The organism is Micromonospora gifhornensis (assembly GCF_016863515.1).
Classification (GTDB): Bacteria; Actinomycetota; Actinomycetes; order Mycobacteriales; family Micromonosporaceae; genus Micromonospora; species Micromonospora gifhornensis.
Window position 1 is genome coordinate 249,050 of record NZ_BOPA01000017.1, and the last position, 20,859, is coordinate 269,908.

Below are 20,859 nucleotides of genomic sequence, written 5' to 3' on the forward strand. Positions count from 1 at the left end.
ATGTCGGCCGTCGGTGCCCCCGGAGGGCGTGCCGTCGATCCGGCCGGCGCGCACAACTACGCGACCGAGTGGGCGCAGGCGGTACGCCGGCTCGGCTTCGTACCGATGAGCGCGGCCGACACCGAGCGCCTGCTGTTGTCGTACACCCTGCGGCTGGCCGAGGCGCTGCTGCACGCCGACGAGGTGGCCCCGGTGGCGGCGGAGGTCGGTCAGGCCCTGGTCGAGGCGCACCTGACCGAACCGGACATGATCGAGTGGTCGGTGCGCTCGCTCGCCGACCGGTTGCCCGACCAGGTACTGGGCGGGTCGACCGGGCTCGACGACCGGATCGCGGTGGCGCAGGGCGCGCTCGCGGCCGGGTTCGCCCGCGCGCTGCGTGATCGCACCTTCGCCCAGCAGGAGCGGATCGCACGGTCGGCGTGGCAGGCCCGCGACGATGTCGAGCGGGCGTTGCGCGACAGCGAGGCCAGGTTCCGGGCGGTCTTCCGGGGCGCGGCGATCGGCATCGGCATCGCCGACGTCGACGGGCAGATCATCGACGTCAACCAGCCCTTCGCCGACATGCTCGGCTACTCCATCGAGGAGATGCGCCAGCTCAACGTGACGGCCCTGTTCCACCACGACGACGCACCCGGCATGTGGGAGCTGTACGGGGAACTGATCGAGGGCAAACACGAATCCGCACGGGTCGAGAAGCGGTACTACCGCAAGGACGGCACCTCCGTCTGGACGGACCTGGCAGTCTCGTTGATCCGGCACGACGACGGCCGGCCCCGGTTCACCATCGCCGTTGCCGAGGACATCACGCAACGGTACGAACTCCAGCGTCGGTTGCGCTTCCAGGCGCTGCACGACCCGCTTACCGAACTGCCCAACCGCACGCTGTTCTTCGAGACGCTGAGCCGCCTGCTCAGCGCCTCGGGTCGGGTCGGAGTCTGCTTCCTCGACCTCGACGGCTTCAAGGCGATCAACGACAGCCTCGGGCACGACGTCGGTGACCGGCTACTCATGACGATCGCCCGGCGGCTGGCCGGCTGCGTGGCCGAGTACGGCTACCTGGTGGCCCGGATGGGCGGCGACGAGTTCGTCATCCTGGTCGACGGCGACGCCGGGGTCGACAACATGATCGCGGTGGCCGAACTGGCGCTGACCGCCGTGTCCGCCCCGGTCTTCATCGACGACCACCAGCTGATGGTCTCGGCCAGCGTCGGCATCGTCGCCTCCGACCTCGTCGGCACCAGCGCCGCCGAGCTGATGAAGGCCGCCGACACCACGCTGTACTGGGCCAAGGCCGAGGGCCGGGGCCGGTGGGCGGTGTACGACCCGGAGCGCAGCGCCCGGGACATCGCCCGGTCGACCCTGCTCGCCGGACTGCCGGTGGCGTTGGACCGGGACGAGTTCGTGCTGCACTACCAGCCGATCGTGTCGCTGTTGGACGGTCGGATGCTGGCGGTCGAGGCGCTGGTCCGCTGGCAGCATCCGGAGCTGGGGTTGATCGGTCCGGACCGGTTCATCGGGTTGGCCGAGGAGACCGGTCTGATCGTCCGGCTCGGCGAGTGGGTGTTGCGGCAGGCCTGTCGGGACGCCCGTCGGTGGCACGTCGACTTCCCCGAGGCGCGGCTGGTGGTCAGCGTCAACCTGGCCGCCCGGCAGGCCGACGCTCCGGTGATCGTGGACACCGTGGCCGATGCCCTGTCCAGCAGTGGACTGCCGGCGGAACTGCTGCAACTGGAGTTGACCGAGAGCGCCGTGATGGGCTCCGGCGGTGAGCCGCTGCGGACGCTGTACCGGCTGGCCGAGCTCGGGGTCCGGCTGGCCGTCGACGACTTCGGCACCGGCTACTCGAACCTGGCGTACCTGCGTCGGCTGCCGATCACCTGCCTGAAGCTGGCCGCGCCGTTCGTCGAGGGCATCCGGGGCGACGAGCCGGATGCCGCCGACCACCGCGACGAGCGGATCGTCGACGCGCTGGTGCGGTTGGCCCACGCTCTGGAACTGTGGGTGACCGCCGAGGCGGTGGAGACCGAGCCGCAGGCCGAGCGGCTCCGGGCGCTACGCTGCGACTCCGCTCAAGGGCGCCTGTTCGGCCCACCAGCGCCCGCCGCAGCAATCTCCACCCGCCTGGCCGGCGGGTAAGGAAGGGCACCTTATTAACGCCTGCGGTAGAGAAAGGGCCCCCTTTTAACAGATGAAGCGATCGGATGGGGAGCCGTGAGTCTGACAGAGACCGGTGCCGTGGTTTCGGTGATCACCGCGTTGGCCATCCTCGCCGGGCTGGCCGGCGTGGTGGTGCCCGGCCTGCCGGCCCTGCCGCTGTGCTGGGGCGGCGTACTCGTGTGGGCGTTGTTCGGTGAGGCCGGCGCCGGCCGCTGGCTGGTGCTCGCGGCGGCCACCGTGGTCGCCCTGGGCGGCACCGTGATCAAGTACGCCTGGCCCGGCCGCAACCTCAAACGGGCCGGCGTACCCACCGCCACGCTGCTCGTCGGTGCTCTCCTCGGCCTGGTCGGCTTCTTCGTCATCCCCGTCGTCGGGCTGATCATCGGCTTCGTCGTCGGCATCTTCCTGATGGAACGGCTGCGGCTGGGCGACACCGCACTGGCCTGGCCGGCGACCAAGCAGGCGGTCGCCGCCACCGGCCTGGCCATGTTGATCGAGTTCCTCGCCGGAGTGGTGATCGGCGCGCTCTGGGTGGCCGGCCTGGTACTGGCCTGACGGCCCGGCTCCCTGAGGGCCAGGCTTGCTGACGACCGGGCTTGCTGAGGGCCGGGTTTGCTGAGGACCGGGCGTCGTGGGGACCGGGCGTCGTGGGGACCGGGGCGGCGCGGGGCGGAGCCAGGGTAGGGCGCAGCGCCGTACCCGAGAGAGAGGTGACCTTCCCCGCGCCGCCGCGGCTGCCGGGCCGTTCCGAGGGCCCGGGTCGGCCCGTCGCGATCGGGCCTGGTCACAAGCCCAAGGATGGGGTACGCCGACGCACCCGGCAACGCAATTGCGGGGCCACCGGGAGTTCATCCGAGGATCGCGACCCGACTAGCCGGTCGGCGGCACCGAGGGCTTGGCCTTCTGCGGGTAGACCGTCTCGTGTCGGGCCAGCATGGCGACGAACTCGACGATCTTCCGCTCGCGGGTCTGCGCCCGTTTGACGGCGTTGAGACGGTGGATGAGTGCGAACCGGTTGGTCTTGGTGAGGACGTCGAACATGGCCTGAGCAGCGGGATTGGCGGCAATGGCGGCGAGTAGGTCGGCCGGCACCTCGGCCTCCGACGGCGGGGCGTAGGCGGCGGCCCAACGCCCGTCCGCCTTCGCCGCCTCCACCGCGGCGCGGCCGGACGGCTGCATCCGCCCCTGTTCCTCAAGCCGGGCCACATGGGACACGTTCCGTTGTGACCAGGAGCTGCGGGACCGGCGCGGAGTCAACCGGATCCAGGAGCTCTCCTCGTCGCGTTTCCGGGCCTGCCCGTCGATCCAACCGAAGCACAGCGCCTCGTCGACCGCCTGCTGCCAGGTCAGCGTGGTGACGGTGCCACCCTTTTTGGTCAGCGCCAGCCAGACCCCGTCCGACGTGGCGTGGTGGGTCGACAACCAGTCGCGCAGCGCCTCGGCGTCCGCGACGATCAACTCATCCAGTTCCGCGCTCCCCATGACGGCAGGCTAACCGCTGGCTCTGCCATTTTTCGTTTGCCGGACGCGCGGAATCTCGGTGGTGCGGCCGAGTGCGGATCGGTGAGGATCTGGAGATGTCCACTCCCGCCCGGCAGATCCGCGCCCGCTTCTCGGCCGACACCATCACGGTCTACCAGGCGTACCCTCCGCAGATCGCGGTGCCGGCGGTGGCGGCCGGCCGTTTCGTGGCCCCCTTCAAGCGGGAGCGGATGACGTGGATCAAGCCGTCCTTCCTGTGGATGATGTACCGCTGTGGCTGGGCCACCAAGCCGGGGCAGGAACGCGTGCTGTCCATCGAGATCACCCGAGAGGGATTCGAGTGGGCGCTCGCCCGGGCCTGCCTGAGTCACTACGACCGTGATCTGCACAGCGACCAGGCGACCTGGTCACGGCAGTTGAAGACCAGCCCGGTGCGGGTGCAGTGGGATCCGGAACGGTCCCTGCATCTTCAACCGCTGCCGTACCGGTCGCTACAGGTCGGCCTCTCCGGCGAGGCGGTCGAACGGTACGTCGACGACTGGATCGTCGGCGTCACCGACATCACTGCCACCGTGCACCGGCTCCGGGACCTGCTGCGGGGCGGCGAGACCCAGGCGGCAGCCGCTCACCTACCGGTCGAGCAGGTCTACCCGCTACCGGAGCAGATCGGAGCCCGGCTCAACGCCAGCCCGTACGCCACCACCGATGCCTGAGCTGCACGGACCGTGACCGGCTGCTACGACGGTGTGGTGGGGTTCGGGGTGGCGGCGGGGGCCGAGGGGACGTTGCGCAGCGCGCGAAGGGCCGACACCGCGAGCGGTACGCCTACCGTGAGCACGGCGACGACCTGAACGGCCGCGATCGTGGTGAGCGTCGTGCGCTCTGCCTGGTCGAGGAAGTCGGGCAGGGTCACGGCGCGCAGGACGAGCGCGGTCGCGGCGAGCAGAGTGAACGCCAGCGACCACGGCAGGGTGCGCGTCGATCGACCGGTGGCGCGAGCGGTCAGGTGAACCGCCATGGCCACAGCGACCGCGGCGCACAACAGGCCCGGCCAGTCCAGCAGCCTCAGCGCCGGTTCGACCGCCTGGAGGATGAACAGGGGCAGGGCGACGAGGAAGATGCCGATCGGTAGCGCGAGGAGCCATGGCCGGCGTGACACGGGTGCGGCACCGTGGGGGAAGGCCGCCATGGCGAGGAGCAGAGCGACGTCGACGAGCCGCATCGCCCAGGGCGACACGGTCAGCGGTTCGTCGCCGACGGCTTGTGCCATGGCGGTGGTGATGATGGGGGGCACGATGGCGAGCAGGGCGACCGCCTGGGCCACGCGTCGGTAGCCGAGGACGAGCGCGAGGTAGGCCGGCAACCAGGCGTAGCCGGCGAGGTTCCACGTCGTACTCCAGATGCTCGCCGGTGTGGTGAGTGCGAACTCGGGTGCCGGAGCGGGCAGCCAGGCGAGCTTCCCGGAGTACCACAGCGCGATGGCGATGCTGCCGGTGACCATGACGGCGTGGGTCAGCAGCAGCATCAGGGTCGCCAGCTGCACCGCGTGTCCCCACACCCGCGAGCGGGGTGACGTGTCGGCGCGCAGGCGCAGCCGCACCGCGAGCGCCACGATGCTGGCGGCCTCCGACAGGCTCGGCCGGCCGTAGTCGGCGAGGTACGCGGTGGTCTCGGGGTCGCCGGTGTCCATGCTCTCCAGGAAGGCGGCGACCATGTCGTCTTCCCACTCCTGCCGGTAGGCGGCGGGCAGCAGGCGTAACAGCAGGCGGTAGCGCTCCTCCAGGCGACTCACGACGACGTCCCCGTGATCGGGTTCCGCTGCTCGTGCAACCGGGCGGAGGCGAGGCGCGCGTTGGCGGCCAGCCGGTCCGCCTCCGCGGCGAGGGTGGCGCGGCCCTGCTCGGTGACCCGGTAGTAGCGGCGCAACCGCCCCTGCCACGCCTCCTCGCGGTCCAACTCGACAAGGCCGTCACCGACGAGTCGATCGAGGACTCCGTACAGGGAGCCGATCTTCAGCTGCACCTGCCCATGCGACAGGTCCGCGACCTCCGCGACGATCCCGTAGCCGTGGCGCGGGGCGTCGAGCAGCGCGGTGAGGATGAAGAAGGCCGGTTCGGTCATAGCCCGAGCACTCATCCTCCTAATATAGTGGAAGACAAGATATCCTGGCGTACGCAGGAACCGACGACAGGGGAGTGACCATGGGTGACGGTGACGCGGACGCCGGGGACTTCGGCGGGCCGGACTTCGCTCCTGCGATACCGGCGGCAGAAAGCAGCGCCCTCGGCGCCCCGCCCGCCGGCCATGCGGCGATCGTCCTCGGTCCCGGATTCCGCGGTCACGTCATCCTGACCACGTCCGACCCGAGGCCCGCCGCCCAGCCGGCAGGCGAAGATCCGGGCGACGCCTAGCGCACCGGCTCCAGCACCACGACGGGAATCCGACGGGTGGTCTTCTGCTCGTAGTCGGCGAAGAACGGGTACGCCGCCTTCTGCGCGCTCCAGATCCGCTCCCGCTCGTCGTCGGCGGCGACTCGGGCGACCAGCTCGACCGTCTCCGTGCCGATCTCCGCCTGCACCCGGGGTTGGGCGAGCAGGTTGTGATACCAGTCGGGACTGGTGGGTGCGCCCGCCTTGGAGGCGAACACGGCGTAGCCGCCGTCCACCTGCTGGTACATCACCGGGTTCACGCGCGGCAGGCCGCTCTTGGCGCCGACCGTGTGCAACAACAGCAGCGGCTGGCCCGCGAAATGGCCGCCCACCTGCCCGCCGTTGGCCCGAAACTCGGCGATGATCTTGTCGTTCCAGTCGCTCACGTCGTCTCCTCAGTGCACAGTCGGCTCGTGGCCACAATCCTGGCAGCTCCGTCACCGCCTCGACACCGGACGCGACCGCGTGTCCTCGGGCGACGGAATGCGGCGCGCTCGGCCGGGCGGGGCATGCGCGAAGTGGGCGAGGAGGGGTGCTGATCAGGTGCGGGCGGCGGCGCGGCCCATGCCCAGGCGGCGGGCTGCGTGACCCATGGCCTGGGCCATGCGGGAGGGCATCGAGTCCGGAGCGGGGATCTGCACGGGGCGTACCCGTCCGTTGTGCAGTGCGGTGAACCGCCAGCCCTGGTCGGTGCGTACGGCGACGAGGGTCTGACGGGACAGGCGTCGCCTGGGCAGCCTGGAGCGCCAGGGCATCAGCACCGACGCGGTGCCGTGGACGATCGCGACCCCGTCGGTGACGTACCGGATGGACTCGATGTCGCCGACGAGCGCGGAACCGGCGAGCACACCGCGGAAGAGTCGATCGTGGGCCTCCTGCATGTCGTGGCGACCGACGGCCCGGGTTCCGTCGTAGGAGACGTAGTCGGAGTCGTCGGTGAAGCAGGCCCCGTAGGCGGCGGCGTCGTTGTCGGTCCAGGCCCGCATGAGTCGGTCGAACAGGTCGCGGATCTGGTGGTCGTCCATGGTCATCTCGCCCCCGTAGGCTAATATCGGTTCGATCGTCAGACCTTACGATAGCAGAAGGTTTCGAATGTCGAAATATGGCCTCATCCGGGACGTGGCGATGCAGCTACGGCTGCTTCAGCAGAGCTTCGACGCCTTCGACGAGGCCGCCGCCGCTCGGCTCGGGCTCAACCGCACCGACCTGCGGGCGCTGGATCTCGTCCTCGCCAACGACGGGCCGTTCTCCGCGGGGGAACTCACCCGCGCTCTCAAGATCAGCCCGGCGGCGACCACCACGGTCATCGACCGGCTGGAACGCGCCGGCCTGGTGACCCGTACCCGGGACGCCGAGAACCGACGGCGGGTCCTGGTCACCGCCACCGACACCGCCCGCGAGGTGGAACGTGACATCTACCTACCCGTCGGCGAGGCCGGCGCCCGGGCCCTCCGCGGGTACAGCGGGGAGCAGCTCACCACGATCCTCGACTTCCTGCAGACCGCCCGCCACGTGCAGGAAACCCAGACCGCCCGGCTGAGCGAGAACCCCGCACCCCCGCCGGGCCGCTGATCCGCTCACCAGCGCCGGTGGTCAGGCGACAAGCAGCCGCAGGCCGAGTTCCGCCGCGTCGAGGGCGAGGATCTCGCGGTTGCGCTCGGCCCACCGGCCGGACGCGAGGTCGTCGCGGAGCATCTCAACCGCCCGTCGCTGCGCCTGCGGGCCGACCCTGGCCCATACCGACACCGCCCCGCGAACACGTTCGTCCAGGTACGCCTCAGGGCGGCGCCAGTGTGCCTCGAAAAAGCCGTCCGCACAGTCCCACGGGATGAGCACCGGCTCCAGGTGGGCCCCGATCGCGCGGGCCACCTGCTCCACCGGCGGACGGTCGGCCACCAGGTCGACGACCTCGGGCAGGTAGTCGCGGGTGAGCCAGAACCGGTGTCGCCAGCCGGTGTCACTGGCATCGTGGGTGAACACCACCACCCGCCGGGCCACCCGCCGCATCTCGCGCAGCCCGGCGATCGGGTCGTGCCAGTGGTGAATGGTGCTGAAGGCCATCGCGGCGTCGAACGACTGGTCCTCGAAGGGCAGGCTCTCCGCAGCGGCGGCCACGCACGGTGCCGCGCCCGGGGGCCGCTGGGCCCGCATGACCGCCGACGGTTCCACCGCCGTGACCTCGCGGTCGGGCGGTTCGTAGGAGCCGGTGCCCGCCCCGACGTTCAGGACCGTCCGCGCGTCACCCAGCGCCGCCCAGACCTGCGCGGCGATCCGGGGCTCGGTGCGCCGCGTCGCCGGGTACGCCGACCCGATCGTGTCGTACAACCGGGCACCGAACGCTTTCAGCGGCTCCCGCGGCATCGTCCCGACCCCCGCCCGCGCCGCCAACTCCCGGTCGATAGCCGCCACCATGGCCGCGGCCCGGTCCTGCCGGTCCACCAGCAGGCCACGCAACCGGCAAAGGTGCGCGACCGCGTCGGCGGCCGGGTCGCCCACCAGATCGGCGATCTCCCGCAACCCGAAACCCAGCCGCCGGTACGCGAGCACCTCCCGCAGCCGCTCCACATCATCGGCGGAGTACGCCCGGTGCCCCGACGCGGTCCGTGCCGACGGCACCAGAAGGCCGAGGTCGTCATAGTGGTGCAGGGTGCGGACGCTGACGCCGGTCAACCGCGCCACCCGCCCGACGGTCAGGAGCTCATCCACGCCACCGACTATGTGACCTGACGCCACGTGAGGAGCAAGGGTTTCGTCGGCGACATGCTCGGGGCTACGCCTCGGCCCAGACGCCCAGCTCGTTTCCGCTCGGATCGGTGAAGTGGAAGCGACGACCACCGGGGAAGTCGTACGGTCCCGCCACCACCGTGCCACCGGCCTTCTCGACCGCCTCGACGCTCTGCTCCAGGTCGGCGGAGTAGAGCAGCACCAACGGACCGCCGCCCGTGCGTACCTGCTGGTCCTGGCGCAGGCCGCCCACCTCAGCGCCGGAACCGCCCTGGATGCCGGCGTACGCCGTGCCGTAGTCGGTGAACTGCCAACCGAACGCTTCGGCGTAGAAGCGTTTGGCCTCGGCCAGGTCGGTGACCGTGAACTCGATGTAGTCGATGCGATGGTGGCGATGCGTGGTTGGCTGCGACATGCCCACCATTGTTCGGGCGGGTACGACGTTCAGCGGTCAGCCCACGGAACCGATCTGCTTGGCAAGGTCGACGAAGGACTGCCACGACGACGGCGTGACGCGCAGCGTGCCGCCCTCCCGGTCCTTGGTGTCCCGGACCAGCACGACCCCCGGCAGATTGTCCGCAACCTCGACACACGACCCGCCGTTGTTGCCGCTCTTGGTGCTCTTGCGCCACTGCGCGCCAGTCAGGTCCATGATTCTGCCGCTTTCCTGATCAAGTCCAGGGACTGGGCTCGGGAGAGGCACTCGCCTCTGATGCGCTCCCACCTTCGGCTGAGGGTAGCAACTTCCTCGGCTCCCGTAATGATCTCCGCGCGGGCTTGGCTGTCCGCGTGGGCGACGTACTCACCGCCGGGCAACTCGGCGATGATGAAGCCGCCGCCGAGGCCCGGATACATTCCGACATCCTTCGGTACGACAAGCACCTGCACCGTAGGCAGCGCCGCGCACGTGAGCAGGTGGGTGACCTGCTCACGCATCAGATCGCGGTTGCCGTAGGCCGACTGGTAGAGCACCCCTTCAAAGACGGTGGCGACGAGCAGCGGGGGACGATCGCGGCGCAGGATGGCTTGCCGGTCCAGCCGGGACGCCACGAGTCCGTCGACATCGTCCGGTGCCAGCACCTCTCCGGCGAGGGTGGCTCGGGCGTACGCCTCGGTTTGCAGGAGGCCGGGGATCCAGGTGTGCTCGAACCAGCGCAGGGCGACCGCCTCGCGTTCCCAATCGACCCATTCCCGCAACCAGTGCGGCTCGCGGCGCTTCAGGACATCAGGCCATAACGCTGAAACGTCCCGTCCGAGGATCGCAGCCACCTGAGCGCGTCGGCGTGGTTGAGGGATTCGTCCCGGCGAGATCCAACGCGCCGCTGTCTTGGGGTCCACTCCGGTCTGGGCTGCCAGGCTCTCTGCCGTTTCGCCTGCCTCGGCCATGGCTGCTTGAAGTGCATGGTTCATCCCGCCTCCAAGGGAGGATGTCCTGAACGTCCCTGAGAATAGATGAACGTCGTGTACTGATCCCGTCACTGTCGGCAGCGTGTTGGTCAAGCGGGCTTGCTCTGTCGGGATCGGCGGTGGGGTGGGCTCCTGCGCGGGGTCGCCCTGCTTCGGCCGGGCGGGGTGGCCCCCTCCAGAGCCGAGAGGGGTCGACATGTCTGTTCGTTCGCGTCCGTTCGCCGTACCTTGTCGCGGGGTCTGGGGCGACGCCGCAGGCCGCAGGCGGTGGGTGCGCTGATGGGGCGGCGGGTGATTCCCCACGTCGCGATGCGTCCGCTCTGGCGGTGCCGCAACTGCGGCGCGGAATGGCCCTGTCAACCGGCCCGGCTGGCGCTGCTGATGGAGTACCGCAAGGACCGTCTCGGGTTGCTGCTCTACCTGGGTGGGCTGATGGTCCAGGCCCGCGACCAGCTCGCCCAACTGAATCCCGAGCACACCCCGGATCTGTACGACCGCTTTCTCGGCTGGGCGCGGCGGCGCGACCGGAGGTGAGCGGTGGTCGGTTTGTCAGGCCAGTGGATCGGGGTACGAGCGGAGCGGCCCATTGACGGTCATCGGCGCGGCCGGTAGACCTTGGTGATGGAGGCTCGCGGATGAGGAAAGCCCCGCTGACGCTGGAACAACTGCGGGTCGCCGTCGCCGAGGGTGAGATCGACACGGTGGCGTTGGCGCTCGTCGACATGCAGGGCCGGTTGCAGGGCAAACGGTTCCATGCGCCGTACTTCCTCGATCAGGTGGTCGGCCACGGCAGCGAGGGGTGCAACTACCTGCTCGCCGTGGACGTCGACATGAACACCGTCGACGGGTACGCGATGTCGAGCTGGGAACGCGGCTACGGCGACTTCGTGATGAAGCCGGACTTCGACACGTTGCGCCGGGTGCCGTGGCAGCCCGGCACCGCGATGCTCCTGGCCGATCTGGAGTGGCCCGACGGCGGCGGTCCGGTGGTCGCCTCGCCCCGGCAGATCCTGCGCGGTCAACTGGACCGCCTGGCTGCGCACGGGCTGACCGCGTACGCCGGCACGGAGTTGGAGTTCGTGCTGTTCCGTGACTCGTACGAGCAGGCGGTGGCGCGCGGCTACCGCGACCTGACCCCGGCCAACCAGTACAACGTGGACTATTCGCTGCTGGGTACCGCCCGGGTGGAGCCGCTGCTGCGACGCATCCGCAACCAGATGGCCGGCGCGGGGCTCACCCCGGAGAGCGCGAAGGGCGAGTGCAACCTCGGCCAGCACGAGATCGCCTTCCGGTACGACGAGGCGGTGGCCTGCGCCGACCACCACGTGATCTACAAGAACGGGGCGAAGGAGATCGCCGCCCAGGAGGGCATGTCGATCACCTTCATGGCCAAGCCGAACGCCCGGGAGGGCAACTCCTGCCACATCCACTTCTCGCTGCGCGACGCCTCCGGCGGCTCGGCGATGCTCGGCGACGGCCCCGCACACCTGAGCGTCACCGGGCAGCGGGTGCTCGCCGGGCTGCTCGCCACGATGCGTGAGCTGAGCCTGTTCTTCGCGCCCAACGTCAACTCCTACAAGCGGTATCAGCCGGGCTCGTTCGCGCCGACCGCGCTGCGCTGGGGTACGGACAATCGCACCTGCGCGTTGCGGCTGGTGGGGCACGGCCAAGGGATGCGGGTGGAGAACCGGGTCCCCGGTGCCGACGTCAACCCGTACCTGGCGATCGCGGCGCTGGTGGCGGGCGCGGTGCACGGCATCGAGCAGGAGCTGGAGCTGCCACCGGAGTGCACCGGCAACGCGTACGACGATGCGGATGCCGACCGGGTCCCGGGCACGCTGCGCGACGCCCTGACCCTCTGGGAGTCCTCCACCGTGGCCCGCGATGCCTTCGGCGCTGAGGTGGTCGCCCACTACGCCAACATGGCCCGCGTAGAACTGTCCGCCTTCGACGCCGCCGTCACCGACTGGGAACTGACCCGTGGCTTCGAACGCCTCTAACCCTCCCTCCCTCCCTCCCCACCCTCCCTCCCCTCCCTCCCTCCCCGCCCCCACCCCTCCTTTCCGCCGCGATCTTGCACTTTGTGTCGCTCTTTCGTGGTGGTTAGCGGCTTTTATCCCGACCAAAAGTGCAAGATCGACGGGCTGAGGCGGGCGGGGCGGGGCGGGCGGGGTGGGGTGGGGGTGGGGGTGGGGTGGGGTGGGGTGGGGTGTTGAGAGGGCTGAGGGAGAGGGAGAGGGGGTAGGGCGTGGGGGTGGTTTGGGATCCGGCTCGGGGGGTGGTGTTGGGGGAGGTTGCGGAGAGTTCGGTGGGGGAGGTTGACGGGGCGGTTGCGCGGGCGGGGGTGGCGTTCGAGCGGTGGCGGGGGGTGGCGCCGGGGGAGCGGGCGCGGATGCTGCGGCGGTTCGCGTCGGTGGTGGATGCGCATCTGGAGGAACTTGCGGGGCTGGAGGTGCGTAATGCCGGGCACACCGTTGGCAATGCTCGCTGGGAGGCGGGCAACGTGCGGGACGTGCTCGACTACTACGCGGGCGCGCCGGAGCGGCTGACCGGTCGGCAGATCCCGGTGCCGGGCGGGCTGGACGTCACCTTCCACGAGCCATTGGGCGTGGTCGGGGTGATCGTGCCGTGGAACTTCCCGATGCCCATCGCCGCGTGGGGCTTCGCCCCGGCCCTGGCCGCCGGCAACACGGTGGTGCTCAAACCCGCCGAGTTGACCCCGCTGACCGCGCTGCGGCTGGCCGAGTTGGCGCTGGAGGCGGGCCTGCCCGAAGGGGTGTTCACCGTACTGCCCGGTCGGGGTGACGTGGTCGGCGAACGGTTCGTCACCAATCCCGCCGTACGCAAGATCGTTTTTACCGGCTCCACCGAGGTCGGCACCCGGATCATGGCCGGCTGCGCGGCCCAGTTGAAGCGGCTGACCCTGGAGTTGGGCGGCAAGTCGGCGAACGTGGTCTTCGCCGACGCGGACCTGGAACGGGCGGCGGCGACCGCGCCGTACGGCGTCTTCGACAACGCCGGCCAGGACTGCTGCGCCCGCTCCCGGCTGCTGGTGCAGCGGTCGGTGTACGACCGCTTCCTCGAACTCCTCGAACCGGCGGTGCGGGCCTTCCGGGTCGGTGACCCGGCGGCCGAGGAGACCGAGATGGGGCCGCTCATCTCGGCCGGGCACCGCGACCGGGTAGCCGGCTACGTCGACGACGCCCGGGTCGCGTTCACCGGCGGCTGCCCCAGCGGCCCCGGCTACTGGTACGCCCCGACGGTGCTGCTCGCCGACTCGCCCGCCGACCGGCACTGGCGGGAGGAGGTGTTCGGCCCAGTGGTCTCGGTGCTCCCGTTCGACGACGAGGCGGACGCCATCCGGCTGGCCAACGACACCGAGTACGGCCTGTCCGGCTCGATCTGGACCCGGGACGTCGGCCGGGCGCTGCGGGTGGCCCGGGCGGTCGAGGCGGGCAACCTCAGCGTCAACTCGCACTCCTCGGTGCGCTACTGGACCCCGTTCGGCGGCATGAAGCGCTCCGGGCTGGGGCGGGAACTGGGCCCCGACGCGCTGCACGCCTTCACCGACGTCAAGAACGTGTTCATCAGCACAGAGGAGTGAGCATGCCGGGACGGTTGCAGGACCGGGTCGCCGTGGTGACCGGAGCGGCCAGCGGAATCGGGCTGGCCACGGTACGCCGGTTCGCCGCCGAGGGAGCGAAGGTGGTCTGCGTCGACATCGACGCCGAGGCCGGTCGATCCGCCGCCGAGGAGGTCGACGGCAGCTTCGTCGCGGCCGACGTGGCCGACGAGGCGGCGGTACGGGCCCTCTTCGACGGTGTGGTCGAGCGGTATGGGCGGGTGGACATCGCCTTCAACAACGCCGGCATCTCCCCGCCGGACGACGACTCGATCCTGGAGACCGGCCTGGACGCCTGGGAACGGGTGCTGCGGGTCAACACCACGAGCGTCTACCTCTGCTGCAAGTACGTGATCCCGCACATGCGCCGGCAGGGGCGCGGGTCGATCATCAACACCGCCTCCTTCGTGGCGCTGATGGGTGCCGCCACGTCGCAGATCGCCTACACCGCGAGCAAGGGTGGGGTGCTGGCGCTCACCCGGGAGCTGGGCGTGCAGTTCGCCCGGGAGGGCATCCGGGTCAACGCCCTGTGTCCCGGGCCGGTGGCCACCCCGCTGCTGCGGGAGCTGTTCGCAGCCGACCCGGAACGCGCCGCGCGGCGGCTGGTGCACGTACCGATGGGGCGGTTCGGTGAGCCGAGTGAGATCGCCGCCGCGGTGGCGTTCCTGGCCAGCGATGACGCATCGTTCATGACCGCTGCACAGTTCGTGGTGGATGGTGGGATCACCGGGGCGTACGTCACCCCGTTGTGACGGTGGTCACTCTCTCGGTGATCGCCTCGGGTGGTGTCGCGGACCTGACGGCGCTAATCAGCGTCTAACAGCCGTGATGCGTTACGTTGCTGGTCCGTCGGGGTAGAAGGCGGACGCGGCAGAGATGATCGGAGCGCATGTGGACGGCCGGGGAGGCTGCATGAACTCGGCCCAAGGGGGTGCGGACGTCAGCCATCCGTCCGGGACGGACGGCCGGATCTCGCCCCTCCTCGCGGCGGCCTTCGCCGGGGGCGGCGAGATGGGCCGGTTGCTGCGTGATCATGACTGGTCGGCCAGCCCGCTGGGCGTCCCGGAGCAGTGGCCCGACGCGCTGGGCAACGCGTTGAGCACGATGCTTGCCTCCAAGGCGCAGATCGTCGTGTTCTGGGGCGAGGAGCTACGTGCCTTCTACAACGAAGCCTACCGGCCGACCATCGGCGACAAGCATCCGGCCGTGCTCGGGCAGCCGGCCCGCGAACACTGGGCAGAGACCTGGGAGGTGCTGGGGCCGCTGCTGACCGGGGTGCTGCGCGACGGCGAGGCGTACCAGGCGCAGGACCATCATTTTCTGCTCGACCGGCACGGCTTCGTCGAGGACGTCTACTTCGACGTCTCCTACGACCCGATCCGTGGTGCGGACGGGGGCATCCACGGCGTCCTCTGCATCTGCAGCGAGACCACCGGCCGGGTGCTCGGTGAACGCCGGCTGCGTGCCCTGGCCGAACTCGGGTCGGAACTGGCCGACCCGGGCAGCATCGAGGACCTCGGCCGCGCCGTCACGGCCGTGCTCGACCGGCATCGCGCGGACGCACCCTTCGCGCTGCTGTATCTCGACGACGGCGACGGGCACCTGCGTCGGGCCGGGATGACCGGGATCGACACCGGGCCCGCCGATCCGCCGAGCCGGCTGGTCGAGGTCGCGATGACCGGGGTCGCCGCCACGGTGCCCACCGTCGACCTGCTCGGGCGCGTACCCGCCGGGGCCGCCGACGAGGTGATGGTGCTGCCGATCAGCGCGACGAACGAACCCGCCGGGGTGCTGGTGCTCGGCGTGGCCCGTCGGCTGCCGTTCACCGACGACTACCGCACCTTCTTCGAGCTGGTAGCCGCCCAGATCTCCCGGGCGGTCGGCAAACAACGGGCGTACGAGCAGCAGCGGGCCCGGGCCGCCGAACTGGCCGCGCTGGACCTCGCGAAGACCAACTTCTTCGCCAACGTCAGCCACGAATTCCGTACGCCGCTGACGCTCGTGCTCGGCCCGTTGGAGGAGATGCTCGCCGATCCCGAGCTGCCGGAGGCGTACACCCAGCGGCTCACCGTCATGCACCGCAACGGGCTGCGCCTGCTCAAGCTGGTCAACACCGTGCTGGACTTCTCCCGCCTGGAGTCGGGCCGGCTGGCCGCCCACTACGAGCCGACCGACCTGGCCGACTACACCGGCAGGCTGGCCAGCACCTTCCGCTCGGCCACCGAACGCACCGGCGTACGCCTGGTGGTGGACTGTCCGCCGTTGGCCGAGCCGGTCTACGTCGACCAGGACATGTGGGAGAAGATCGTCCTCAATCTGGTCTCCAACGCCGTGAAGTTCACCTTCGAAGGCGAGATCCAGATCCGGGTCCGGTCGGTCGACGGGGCGGCCCGGCTGGAGGTCACCGACACCGGTGTGGGCATCCACCCGGACGAACTGCCGCACGTGTTCGAACGCTTCCACCGGGTGCCGGGGGTGCGATCACGCAGCCACGAGGGCACCGGGATCGGGCTCGCGCTGGTCCGTGAACTGGTCGAGATGCACGGCGGGCAGGTCAGCGCGAGCAGTCAGGTCGACAAGGGCAGCACCTTCGCGGTCACCATCCCGTTCGGCACCGCACACCTGCCCGCCGACCGGGTCGCCGACGCCGACCCCACCGAGCACGAGCCGCGACAGGCCCCGCTGTTCGCGGCCGAGTCGGCCCGGTGGACCAGCGACGACCACGCCACGCCCACCCCTGGACCGGCCCCGGCCGAGTCGCACGGCCGCATCCTGGTCGTCGACGACAACCCCGACCTGCGGGAACACGTGACCCGGCTGCTCGCGCCGAGTTGGGAAGTGGTGACCGCCACCGACGGTGTCGAGGCGCTGAGAGTGGCCACCGAGGTCGCCTTCGACCTGGTGCTCACCGACGTGATGATGCCTCGGCTGGACGGATTCGGCCTGGTCGCCGCGCTGCGCGCGGACCCCCGCACCCGGTACGTCCCGATCGTGCTGCTCTCCGCCCGGGCCGGCTCCGCCGAGGAGGTGGCCGGGCTGTCGGTCGGCGCAGACGACTATCTGACCAAGCCCTTCTCCGGGCAGGAGTTGATCGCCCGGGTCCGCGCCAATGTGGAACTCGGCCAGTTGCGTGGCCAGATCATCCGGCGGCTGCGCGCCCTCGCCGACGCCGCGGTCGCGGTGAACACCGCCCGGTCCACGGCCGACGTGCTCCAGGTCGCGGCCCGGCACGCGCTCAGCCTCGCCGAGGCCGTCCGGGTCGTGGTCGCCGCCGGCGGGGCACGGTACGAGGCCGACGGCGGCGGTACCGCGCCGGTCGACCCGTCCTTCGTACTGCCGTTGACCGGTGTCGCCGGACGACAGCTCGGTGAGCTGCGGGTGTGGCGGCCGTCCGTGGACGGCATCGGCACCGACGAGGCCGCGTTGACCCAACTGGCCCGGCTGGTCGGCGTCCGCCTGGAGAACGCTCAGCTCTACGAGGCCGAGCACCGCATCGCCACCACCCTGCAACACAGTCTGCTGCCCCGTACGCTGCCGCAACTGCCCGGCACCGTGGTCGCCAGCCGCTACCTGCCGGGTAGCGCCGACGTCGAGGTGGGCGGCGACTGGTACGACGTCGTCGCCCGTGACGACGACGAACTCGTCCTGGTGATCGGCGATGTGGTCGGCAAGGGTGTGCCGGCCGCGGCGGCAATGGGCCAGCTGCGCAACGCACTGCGGGCGTACGTGCTGGAGGGGTTCGCCCCGGGCGAGTCGCTGACCCGGTTGAACCGGCTGGTGGACTCCACCGAGTCGCGTACCTTCGCCACGGTCTTCTGCCTCTGGTTCAGCCCGCGTACCGGTCAGTTGCGCTACGCCAACGCCGGCCATCCGTCCCCGCTGCTGATCCGCGGCAGCGACGTGACCTTCCTGCACGACCGGGCCCTCGGTCCGCCGGTCGGCGCGATCCCCGGCGCGGCGTACGAGACGGTCTCCGGTGAACTGCGGGCCGGCGACCGGCTGCTGCTCTACACCGACGGGCTGATCGAGGACCGGCAGGTCGCCATCGACGTGGCCCTGGCCCAGTTGCGGGCCGACGCCGCCCAGGCGAGCGAACACGTGGCGGATCTGGTCGACACGGTGGTCAACCGGGTCGCCGACCGGCCACGCCGCGACGACGTGGCGGTGCTCGCTCTGGAGGCCACCGAACTCAACCGGTTCGCGCTGCGGCTGCCCGCCGACCCGACCCGGCTGAGCGTGCTCCGCAAGCGACTGGAGGACTTCCTCGTCGCGCACGAGGTGAGCGAGACCGACCTGTTCGACCTCACCGTGGCGGTCTCCGAGGCGGCGGCGAACGCGATCGAGCATCCGGTCGACCCGGTGGAGCCGGTGATCGACATCGAGGTGTCGGTGGAGAACCGGGAGGTCGTGGCGACGGTGCGGGACACCGGCCGGTGGCGCAAGTCGACCGGCTCGGGCTTCCGGGGCCGGGGCCTGTCGCTGATCCGGGCACTCGGGGAGCTGTCGGTCGACCACACCCCGGAAGGGACGCAGGTCACCCTGCGCCGACGGTTGGAGGATTGACTTCCCTCCCGATCGCCGCCGGTGATCTTCGCGTCGATCGGCCGGTCAGCCTGGCGGCAGCCAGGGTTGCCCGCCCAGCCCGGCGATCTCCAGCACCCGGGTGACCTGTCGGGAGGGCAGCACGGTCAGGGTGCCCGGATACTGGCCGGCGAGTCGAACCACCGCATGGATGGCCGCCGAGTCGAAGAAGGTGACCGCCCGCAGGTCGAGGGTCACCCGGGCCGCCGACTCGCGGAGCGCGGCCTGCAACATGGTGTCGGCGGTGGCCATGTCGACCTCACCGGTGACCACCACAACGAGGTGATCACCGTCGGTCTCCGCCACGGCGGAGAAGACGGGAGGTGCGCTCCCTTGATCCACGCAGACACCTTGACACAGCGTCCCTGGTGTGGCAACAACCGTCGGTCCCGGACGGTGTTGGGGGTCACCGAGCGCTCGGCGATAGGCTTGGCGCATGACCGTCCGTGCGCCGCTGACCCCAGGCAGGCAATCCCCGTGGCGGCAGGTGCCCGCCAACATCGCCCGGCCCGAGTACGTCGGTAAGAAGGCGCCCCGGCCGTGGCAGGGGTCGCACGTGCAGACTCCGGAGACCGTCGAGAAGATGCGGGTCGCCGGGCGGATCGCAGCCCAGGCGGTGCAGCTCGCGGGGGAGCACTGCAAGCCCGGCGTCACCACCGACGAGATCGACCGGGTGGTGCACGAGTTCCTCGTCGATCACGACGCGTACCCGTCGACACTTGGCTACAAGGGCTTCCCGAAGTCCTGCTGCACCAGTCTCAACGAGGTGATCTGTCACGGCATCCCGGATTCGACAGTGCTGGCCGACGGCGACATCATCAACGTCGACGTCACCGCCTTCATCGGTGGCGTGCACGGCGACACCAACGCCACCTTCTGCGTCGGTGAGGTCAGCGAGGAAGCCGGGCTGCTCGTCGAGCGGACCCACGAGGCGATGATGCGCGGCATCCGGGCGGTCGCCCCGGGCCGCCAGATCAACGTCATCGGCCGGGTCATCGAGTCGTACGCCAAGCGGTTCGGTTACGGGGTGGTCCGCGACTTCACCGGCCACGGCATCGGTGAGGCGTTCCACAGCGGGCTCTACGTGCCGCACTACGACAGCCCTCGGCCCACCGACGTGATGGAGCCGGGCATGACCTTCACCATCGAGCCCATGATCACTCTCGGCACCTACCAGTACGACCTCTGGGACGACGGCTGGACGGTGGTCACCAAGGACCGCAAGTGGACCGCCCAGTTCGAGCACACCCTCGTGGTGACCGAGGACGGTCACGAGATCCTGACCCTGCCGTGACCGAGACTCCGGCGGCGCTGCGGGAGCCGCACCACGCGGACGTCTCGGGCGGCTGGCTGCGGCCGGCCGTCTTCGGGGCGATGGACGGCCTGGTCACCAACATCGCGCTGATCGCGGGCGTGGGCGGCGGCGGGGTGTCGCCGCGCAACATCGTGCTGACCGGCACCGCCGGTCTGGTCGCCGGCGCGATCTCGATGGCGCTCGGGGAGTACACAAGCGTCCGGTCGGCCAACGAGCAGATCGCCGCCGAGGTGGCCAAGGAACGGCGCGAACTGGAACGCAACCCCGAGGGCGAAGCCAGGGAACTGGCCGAGATCTGGGTCGCCCGAGGTCTGCCGGAGGACCTCGCCCGGCAGATGGCCGAGGCGATCCGCCGCAACCCGGAGACGGCGCTGCGCGTACACGTGCAGGAGGAACTGGGCGTCAACCCGGACGAACAGCCGAACCCGTGGACGGCGGCGACCTCGTCGTTCCTCTGCTTCTCCGTCGGCGCGCTGGTGCCACTGCTGCCGTACCTGCTCGGTGCGACGAGCCTGGTGCTGGCCCTGGCGGTCGGCGGGCTCGGCCTCTTCGTCGCCGGCGCGGTCGTCTCCCGGTTCACCAACCGTCGCTGGTGGACCGGTGGCCTGCGCCAACTGCTCCTGGGCACCGCCGCCGCAGCAGCCACCTACGCCATCGGCACCCTCATCGGCGTCCAAGGCGGCCTAGGCTAACCCCCACCCCGCGCCCCACACCCCCCTGCGCCCTACGCCACACCCCTACCTCGTGCGCCCCGCCCGCGCCCCGCGCCCCGCGCCATGCCCGCGCCTCGGGCCGTGCCGCGCGGCCGTGCAGTGCCCGCGCCGTGCCGCGCCGTGCCCGTGCCGCGCCGTGCCCGTGCCGCGCCGTGCCCGTGCCGCGCCGTGCCGCGCCCCACGCGTCGATCTTGCACTTCCTGTCGGGGCAAAAGGGATCAAAGCCGCATTTGAGCGACCAAAAGTGCAAGATCGACGTGGTGAGGGCGGGCGTGGTGAGGGCGGGCGTGGTGAGAACGCGCGGGGGTGAGGCCGCGCGGGGGAGGGGTGAGGGCGGGCGGGTGAGGCCGCGCGGGGGAGGGGTGAGGGCGGGCGGGTGAGGCCGCGCGGGTGAGGCCGCGCGGGGTGGGGGGTGCGGGGTGGGGGTGC

General features: G+C 70.7%; 22 protein-coding genes. 12 read left to right on the forward strand and 10 right to left on the reverse strand.

Annotation, left to right across the window (positions count from 1 at the left end; translation table 11 throughout):
- Entirely contained in the window at window positions 1-2,136 is a 2,136-nt protein-coding gene (locus Vgi01_RS12525) for a putative bifunctional diguanylate cyclase/phosphodiesterase (RefSeq protein ID WP_013732142.1), read from the forward strand.
- A gap of 75 nt (window positions 2,137-2,211) precedes the next feature.
- Complete coding sequence (locus Vgi01_RS12530; protein WP_204291097.1) at window positions 2,212-2,712, forward strand: DUF456 domain-containing protein; 501 nt, start codon at window positions 2,212-2,214, stop codon at window positions 2,710-2,712.
- Between the two features lie 315 nt (window positions 2,713-3,027).
- On the opposite strand, the gene Vgi01_RS12535 is transcribed toward Vgi01_RS12530, so the two are convergent.
- Window positions 3,028-3,639, reverse strand: a complete 612-nt coding sequence (locus tag Vgi01_RS12535; RefSeq protein ID WP_102659023.1) for a YdeI/OmpD-associated family protein — start codon at window positions 3,637-3,639, stop codon at window positions 3,028-3,030.
- Window positions 3,640-3,734: 95 nt separating this feature from the next.
- Here Vgi01_RS12535 and Vgi01_RS12540 point away from each other — a divergent pair, with 95 nt between their 5' ends.
- On the forward strand, window positions 3,735-4,352 hold the full coding sequence (locus tag Vgi01_RS12540; RefSeq protein WP_102659039.1) for a DUF4291 domain-containing protein: 618 nt from the start codon (window positions 3,735-3,737) through the stop codon (window positions 4,350-4,352).
- Between the two features lie 23 nt (window positions 4,353-4,375).
- Here the strand turns inward: Vgi01_RS12540 and Vgi01_RS12545 are convergent, their stop codons facing one another.
- Window positions 4,376-5,431: a hypothetical protein gene (locus tag Vgi01_RS12545; RefSeq protein WP_204291098.1), complete on the reverse strand. Its 1,056-nt coding sequence runs from the start codon at window positions 5,429-5,431 to the stop codon at window positions 4,376-4,378.
- Entirely contained in the window at window positions 5,428-5,775 is a 348-nt protein-coding gene (locus Vgi01_RS12550) for a PadR family transcriptional regulator (protein WP_199180244.1), read from the reverse strand. The genes Vgi01_RS12545 and Vgi01_RS12550 overlap by 4 nt, the downstream gene beginning before the upstream one ends.
- A 65-nt stretch (window positions 5,776-5,840) precedes the next feature.
- On the opposite strand from Vgi01_RS12550, the gene Vgi01_RS12555 reads away from it, so the two are divergent.
- A complete protein-coding gene (locus Vgi01_RS12555) occupies window positions 5,841-6,050 on the forward strand; it encodes a hypothetical protein (RefSeq protein ID WP_146017576.1) in 210 nt (69 codons plus the stop codon).
- Here the strand turns inward: Vgi01_RS12555 and Vgi01_RS12560 are convergent.
- Together Vgi01_RS12560 and Vgi01_RS12565 are read right to left on the reverse strand one after the other, a co-directional pair.
- Window positions 6,047-6,454: a nitroreductase family deazaflavin-dependent oxidoreductase gene (locus Vgi01_RS12560; protein ID WP_204291099.1), complete on the reverse strand. Its 408-nt coding sequence runs from the start codon at window positions 6,452-6,454 to the stop codon at window positions 6,047-6,049. The genes Vgi01_RS12555 and Vgi01_RS12560 overlap by 4 nt on opposite strands.
- Before the next feature lie 153 nt (window positions 6,455-6,607).
- Window positions 6,608-7,099, reverse strand: a complete 492-nt coding sequence (locus Vgi01_RS12565) for an SgcJ/EcaC family oxidoreductase (protein WP_102659028.1) — start codon at window positions 7,097-7,099, stop codon at window positions 6,608-6,610.
- 61 nt (window positions 7,100-7,160) lie between these two features.
- Here Vgi01_RS12565 and Vgi01_RS12570 point away from each other — a divergent pair, with 61 nt between their 5' ends.
- The gene (locus Vgi01_RS12570) at window positions 7,161-7,640 is read left to right on the forward strand and encodes a MarR family transcriptional regulator (protein WP_204291100.1); all 480 of its coding nucleotides are present in this window, start codon (window positions 7,161-7,163) and stop codon (window positions 7,638-7,640) included.
- A 21-nt stretch (window positions 7,641-7,661) separates the two neighbouring features.
- On the opposite strand, the gene Vgi01_RS12575 is transcribed toward Vgi01_RS12570, so the two are convergent.
- From Vgi01_RS12575 to Vgi01_RS12590, 4 genes are all read right to left on the reverse strand, one after another.
- The gene (locus Vgi01_RS12575; RefSeq protein ID WP_204291101.1) at window positions 7,662-8,774 is read right to left on the reverse strand and encodes a MerR family transcriptional regulator; all 1,113 of its coding nucleotides are present in this window, start codon (window positions 8,772-8,774) and stop codon (window positions 7,662-7,664) included.
- Window positions 8,775-8,838: 64 nt separating this feature from the next.
- Window positions 8,839-9,207 (reverse strand): VOC family protein, encoded by a 369-nt coding sequence (locus Vgi01_RS12580; protein WP_102659040.1) that lies wholly within the window; start codon window positions 9,205-9,207, stop codon window positions 8,839-8,841.
- A 36-nt stretch (window positions 9,208-9,243) separates the two neighbouring features.
- Entirely contained in the window at window positions 9,244-9,444 is a 201-nt protein-coding gene (locus Vgi01_RS12585; RefSeq protein WP_204291102.1) for a DUF397 domain-containing protein, read from the reverse strand.
- A complete protein-coding gene (locus Vgi01_RS12590) occupies window positions 9,435-10,202 on the reverse strand; it encodes a DUF5753 domain-containing protein (RefSeq protein ID WP_204291103.1) in 768 nt (255 codons plus the stop codon). The genes Vgi01_RS12585 and Vgi01_RS12590 overlap by 10 nt, the downstream gene beginning before the upstream one ends.
- A gap of 276 nt (window positions 10,203-10,478) precedes the next feature.
- On the opposite strand from Vgi01_RS12590, the gene Vgi01_RS12595 reads away from it, so the two are divergent.
- The 5 genes from Vgi01_RS12595 (at window position 10,479) to Vgi01_RS12615 (ending at window position 18,384) form a co-directional block, all read left to right on the forward strand.
- Window positions 10,479-10,733, forward strand: coding sequence for a flavin reductase (locus tag Vgi01_RS12595; RefSeq protein ID WP_102659042.1), 255 nt, complete (start codon window positions 10,479-10,481; stop codon window positions 10,731-10,733).
- A gap of 101 nt (window positions 10,734-10,834) precedes the next feature.
- Complete coding sequence (locus tag Vgi01_RS12600; RefSeq protein ID WP_204291104.1) at window positions 10,835-12,199, forward strand: glutamine synthetase family protein; 1,365 nt, start codon at window positions 10,835-10,837, stop codon at window positions 12,197-12,199.
- A gap of 248 nt (window positions 12,200-12,447) precedes the next feature.
- Window positions 12,448-13,803, forward strand: a complete 1,356-nt coding sequence (locus Vgi01_RS12605; protein ID WP_204291105.1) for an aldehyde dehydrogenase family protein — start codon at window positions 12,448-12,450, stop codon at window positions 13,801-13,803.
- A 2-nt stretch (window positions 13,804-13,805) separates the two neighbouring features.
- The gene (locus tag Vgi01_RS12610) at window positions 13,806-14,573 is read left to right on the forward strand and encodes a 3-oxoacyl-ACP reductase (RefSeq protein WP_204291106.1); all 768 of its coding nucleotides are present in this window, start codon (window positions 13,806-13,808) and stop codon (window positions 14,571-14,573) included.
- 160 nt (window positions 14,574-14,733) lie between these two features.
- The gene (locus tag Vgi01_RS12615; RefSeq protein WP_204291107.1) at window positions 14,734-18,384 is read left to right on the forward strand and encodes a SpoIIE family protein phosphatase; all 3,651 of its coding nucleotides are present in this window, start codon (window positions 14,734-14,736) and stop codon (window positions 18,382-18,384) included.
- Between the two features lie 45 nt (window positions 18,385-18,429).
- Here the strand turns inward: Vgi01_RS12615 and Vgi01_RS12620 are convergent, their stop codons facing one another.
- Window positions 18,430-18,744 carry an STAS domain-containing protein gene (locus tag Vgi01_RS12620; RefSeq protein WP_102661010.1) on the reverse strand — a complete coding sequence of 105 codons (315 nt, stop codon included), beginning with the start codon at window positions 18,742-18,744 and terminating at the stop codon, window positions 18,430-18,432.
- 94 nt (window positions 18,745-18,838) lie between these two features.
- Here Vgi01_RS12620 and map point away from each other — a divergent pair, with 94 nt between their 5' ends.
- Together map and Vgi01_RS12630 are read left to right on the forward strand one after the other, a co-directional pair.
- Window positions 18,839-19,696, forward strand: coding sequence for a type I methionyl aminopeptidase (gene map, locus Vgi01_RS12625; protein WP_102661009.1), 858 nt, complete (start codon window positions 18,839-18,841; stop codon window positions 19,694-19,696).
- The gene (locus Vgi01_RS12630; RefSeq protein WP_102661008.1) at window positions 19,693-20,409 is read left to right on the forward strand and encodes a VIT1/CCC1 transporter family protein; all 717 of its coding nucleotides are present in this window, start codon (window positions 19,693-19,695) and stop codon (window positions 20,407-20,409) included. The genes map and Vgi01_RS12630 overlap by 4 nt, the downstream gene beginning before the upstream one ends.
- The last annotated feature ends 450 nt before the right edge of the window (window positions 20,410-20,859 follow it).

Bases quoted from the DNA above. Each gene is read 5' to 3' on its own strand.
- Vgi01_RS12535 (WP_102659023.1), bottom strand. From the start codon at position 3,639: ATGGGGAGCGCGGAACTGGATGAGTTGATCGTCGCGGACGCCGAGGCG.
- Vgi01_RS12590 (WP_204291103.1), bottom strand. From the start codon at position 10,202: ATGAACCATGCACTTCAAGCAGCCATGGCCGAGGCAGGCGAAACGGCA.
- Vgi01_RS12525 (WP_013732142.1), top strand. From the start codon at position 1: ATGTCGGCCGTCGGTGCCCCCGGAGGGCGTGCCGTCGATCCGGCCGGC.
- Vgi01_RS12610 (WP_204291106.1), top strand. From the start codon at position 13,806: ATGCCGGGACGGTTGCAGGACCGGGTCGCCGTGGTGACCGGAGCGGCC.
- Vgi01_RS12585 (WP_204291102.1), bottom strand. From the start codon at position 9,444: ATGGACCTGACTGGCGCGCAGTGGCGCAAGAGCACCAAGAGCGGCAAC.
- Vgi01_RS12540 (WP_102659039.1), top strand. From the start codon at position 3,735: ATGTCCACTCCCGCCCGGCAGATCCGCGCCCGCTTCTCGGCCGACACC.
- map (WP_102661009.1), top strand. From the start codon at position 18,839: ATGACCGTCCGTGCGCCGCTGACCCCAGGCAGGCAATCCCCGTGGCGG.
- Vgi01_RS12580 (WP_102659040.1), bottom strand. From the start codon at position 9,207: ATGTCGCAGCCAACCACGCATCGCCACCATCGCATCGACTACATCGAG.
- Vgi01_RS12615 (WP_204291107.1), top strand. From the start codon at position 14,734: ATGAACTCGGCCCAAGGGGGTGCGGACGTCAGCCATCCGTCCGGGACG.
- Vgi01_RS12550 (WP_199180244.1), bottom strand. From the start codon at position 5,775: ATGAGTGCTCGGGCTATGACCGAACCGGCCTTCTTCATCCTCACCGCG.
- Vgi01_RS12595 (WP_102659042.1), top strand. From the start codon at position 10,479: ATGGGGCGGCGGGTGATTCCCCACGTCGCGATGCGTCCGCTCTGGCGG.
- Vgi01_RS12555 (WP_146017576.1), top strand. From the start codon at position 5,841: ATGGGTGACGGTGACGCGGACGCCGGGGACTTCGGCGGGCCGGACTTC.
- Vgi01_RS12565 (WP_102659028.1), bottom strand. From the start codon at position 7,099: ATGACCATGGACGACCACCAGATCCGCGACCTGTTCGACCGACTCATG.
- Vgi01_RS12600 (WP_204291104.1), top strand. From the start codon at position 10,835: ATGAGGAAAGCCCCGCTGACGCTGGAACAACTGCGGGTCGCCGTCGCC.
- Vgi01_RS12570 (WP_204291100.1), top strand. From the start codon at position 7,161: ATGTCGAAATATGGCCTCATCCGGGACGTGGCGATGCAGCTACGGCTG.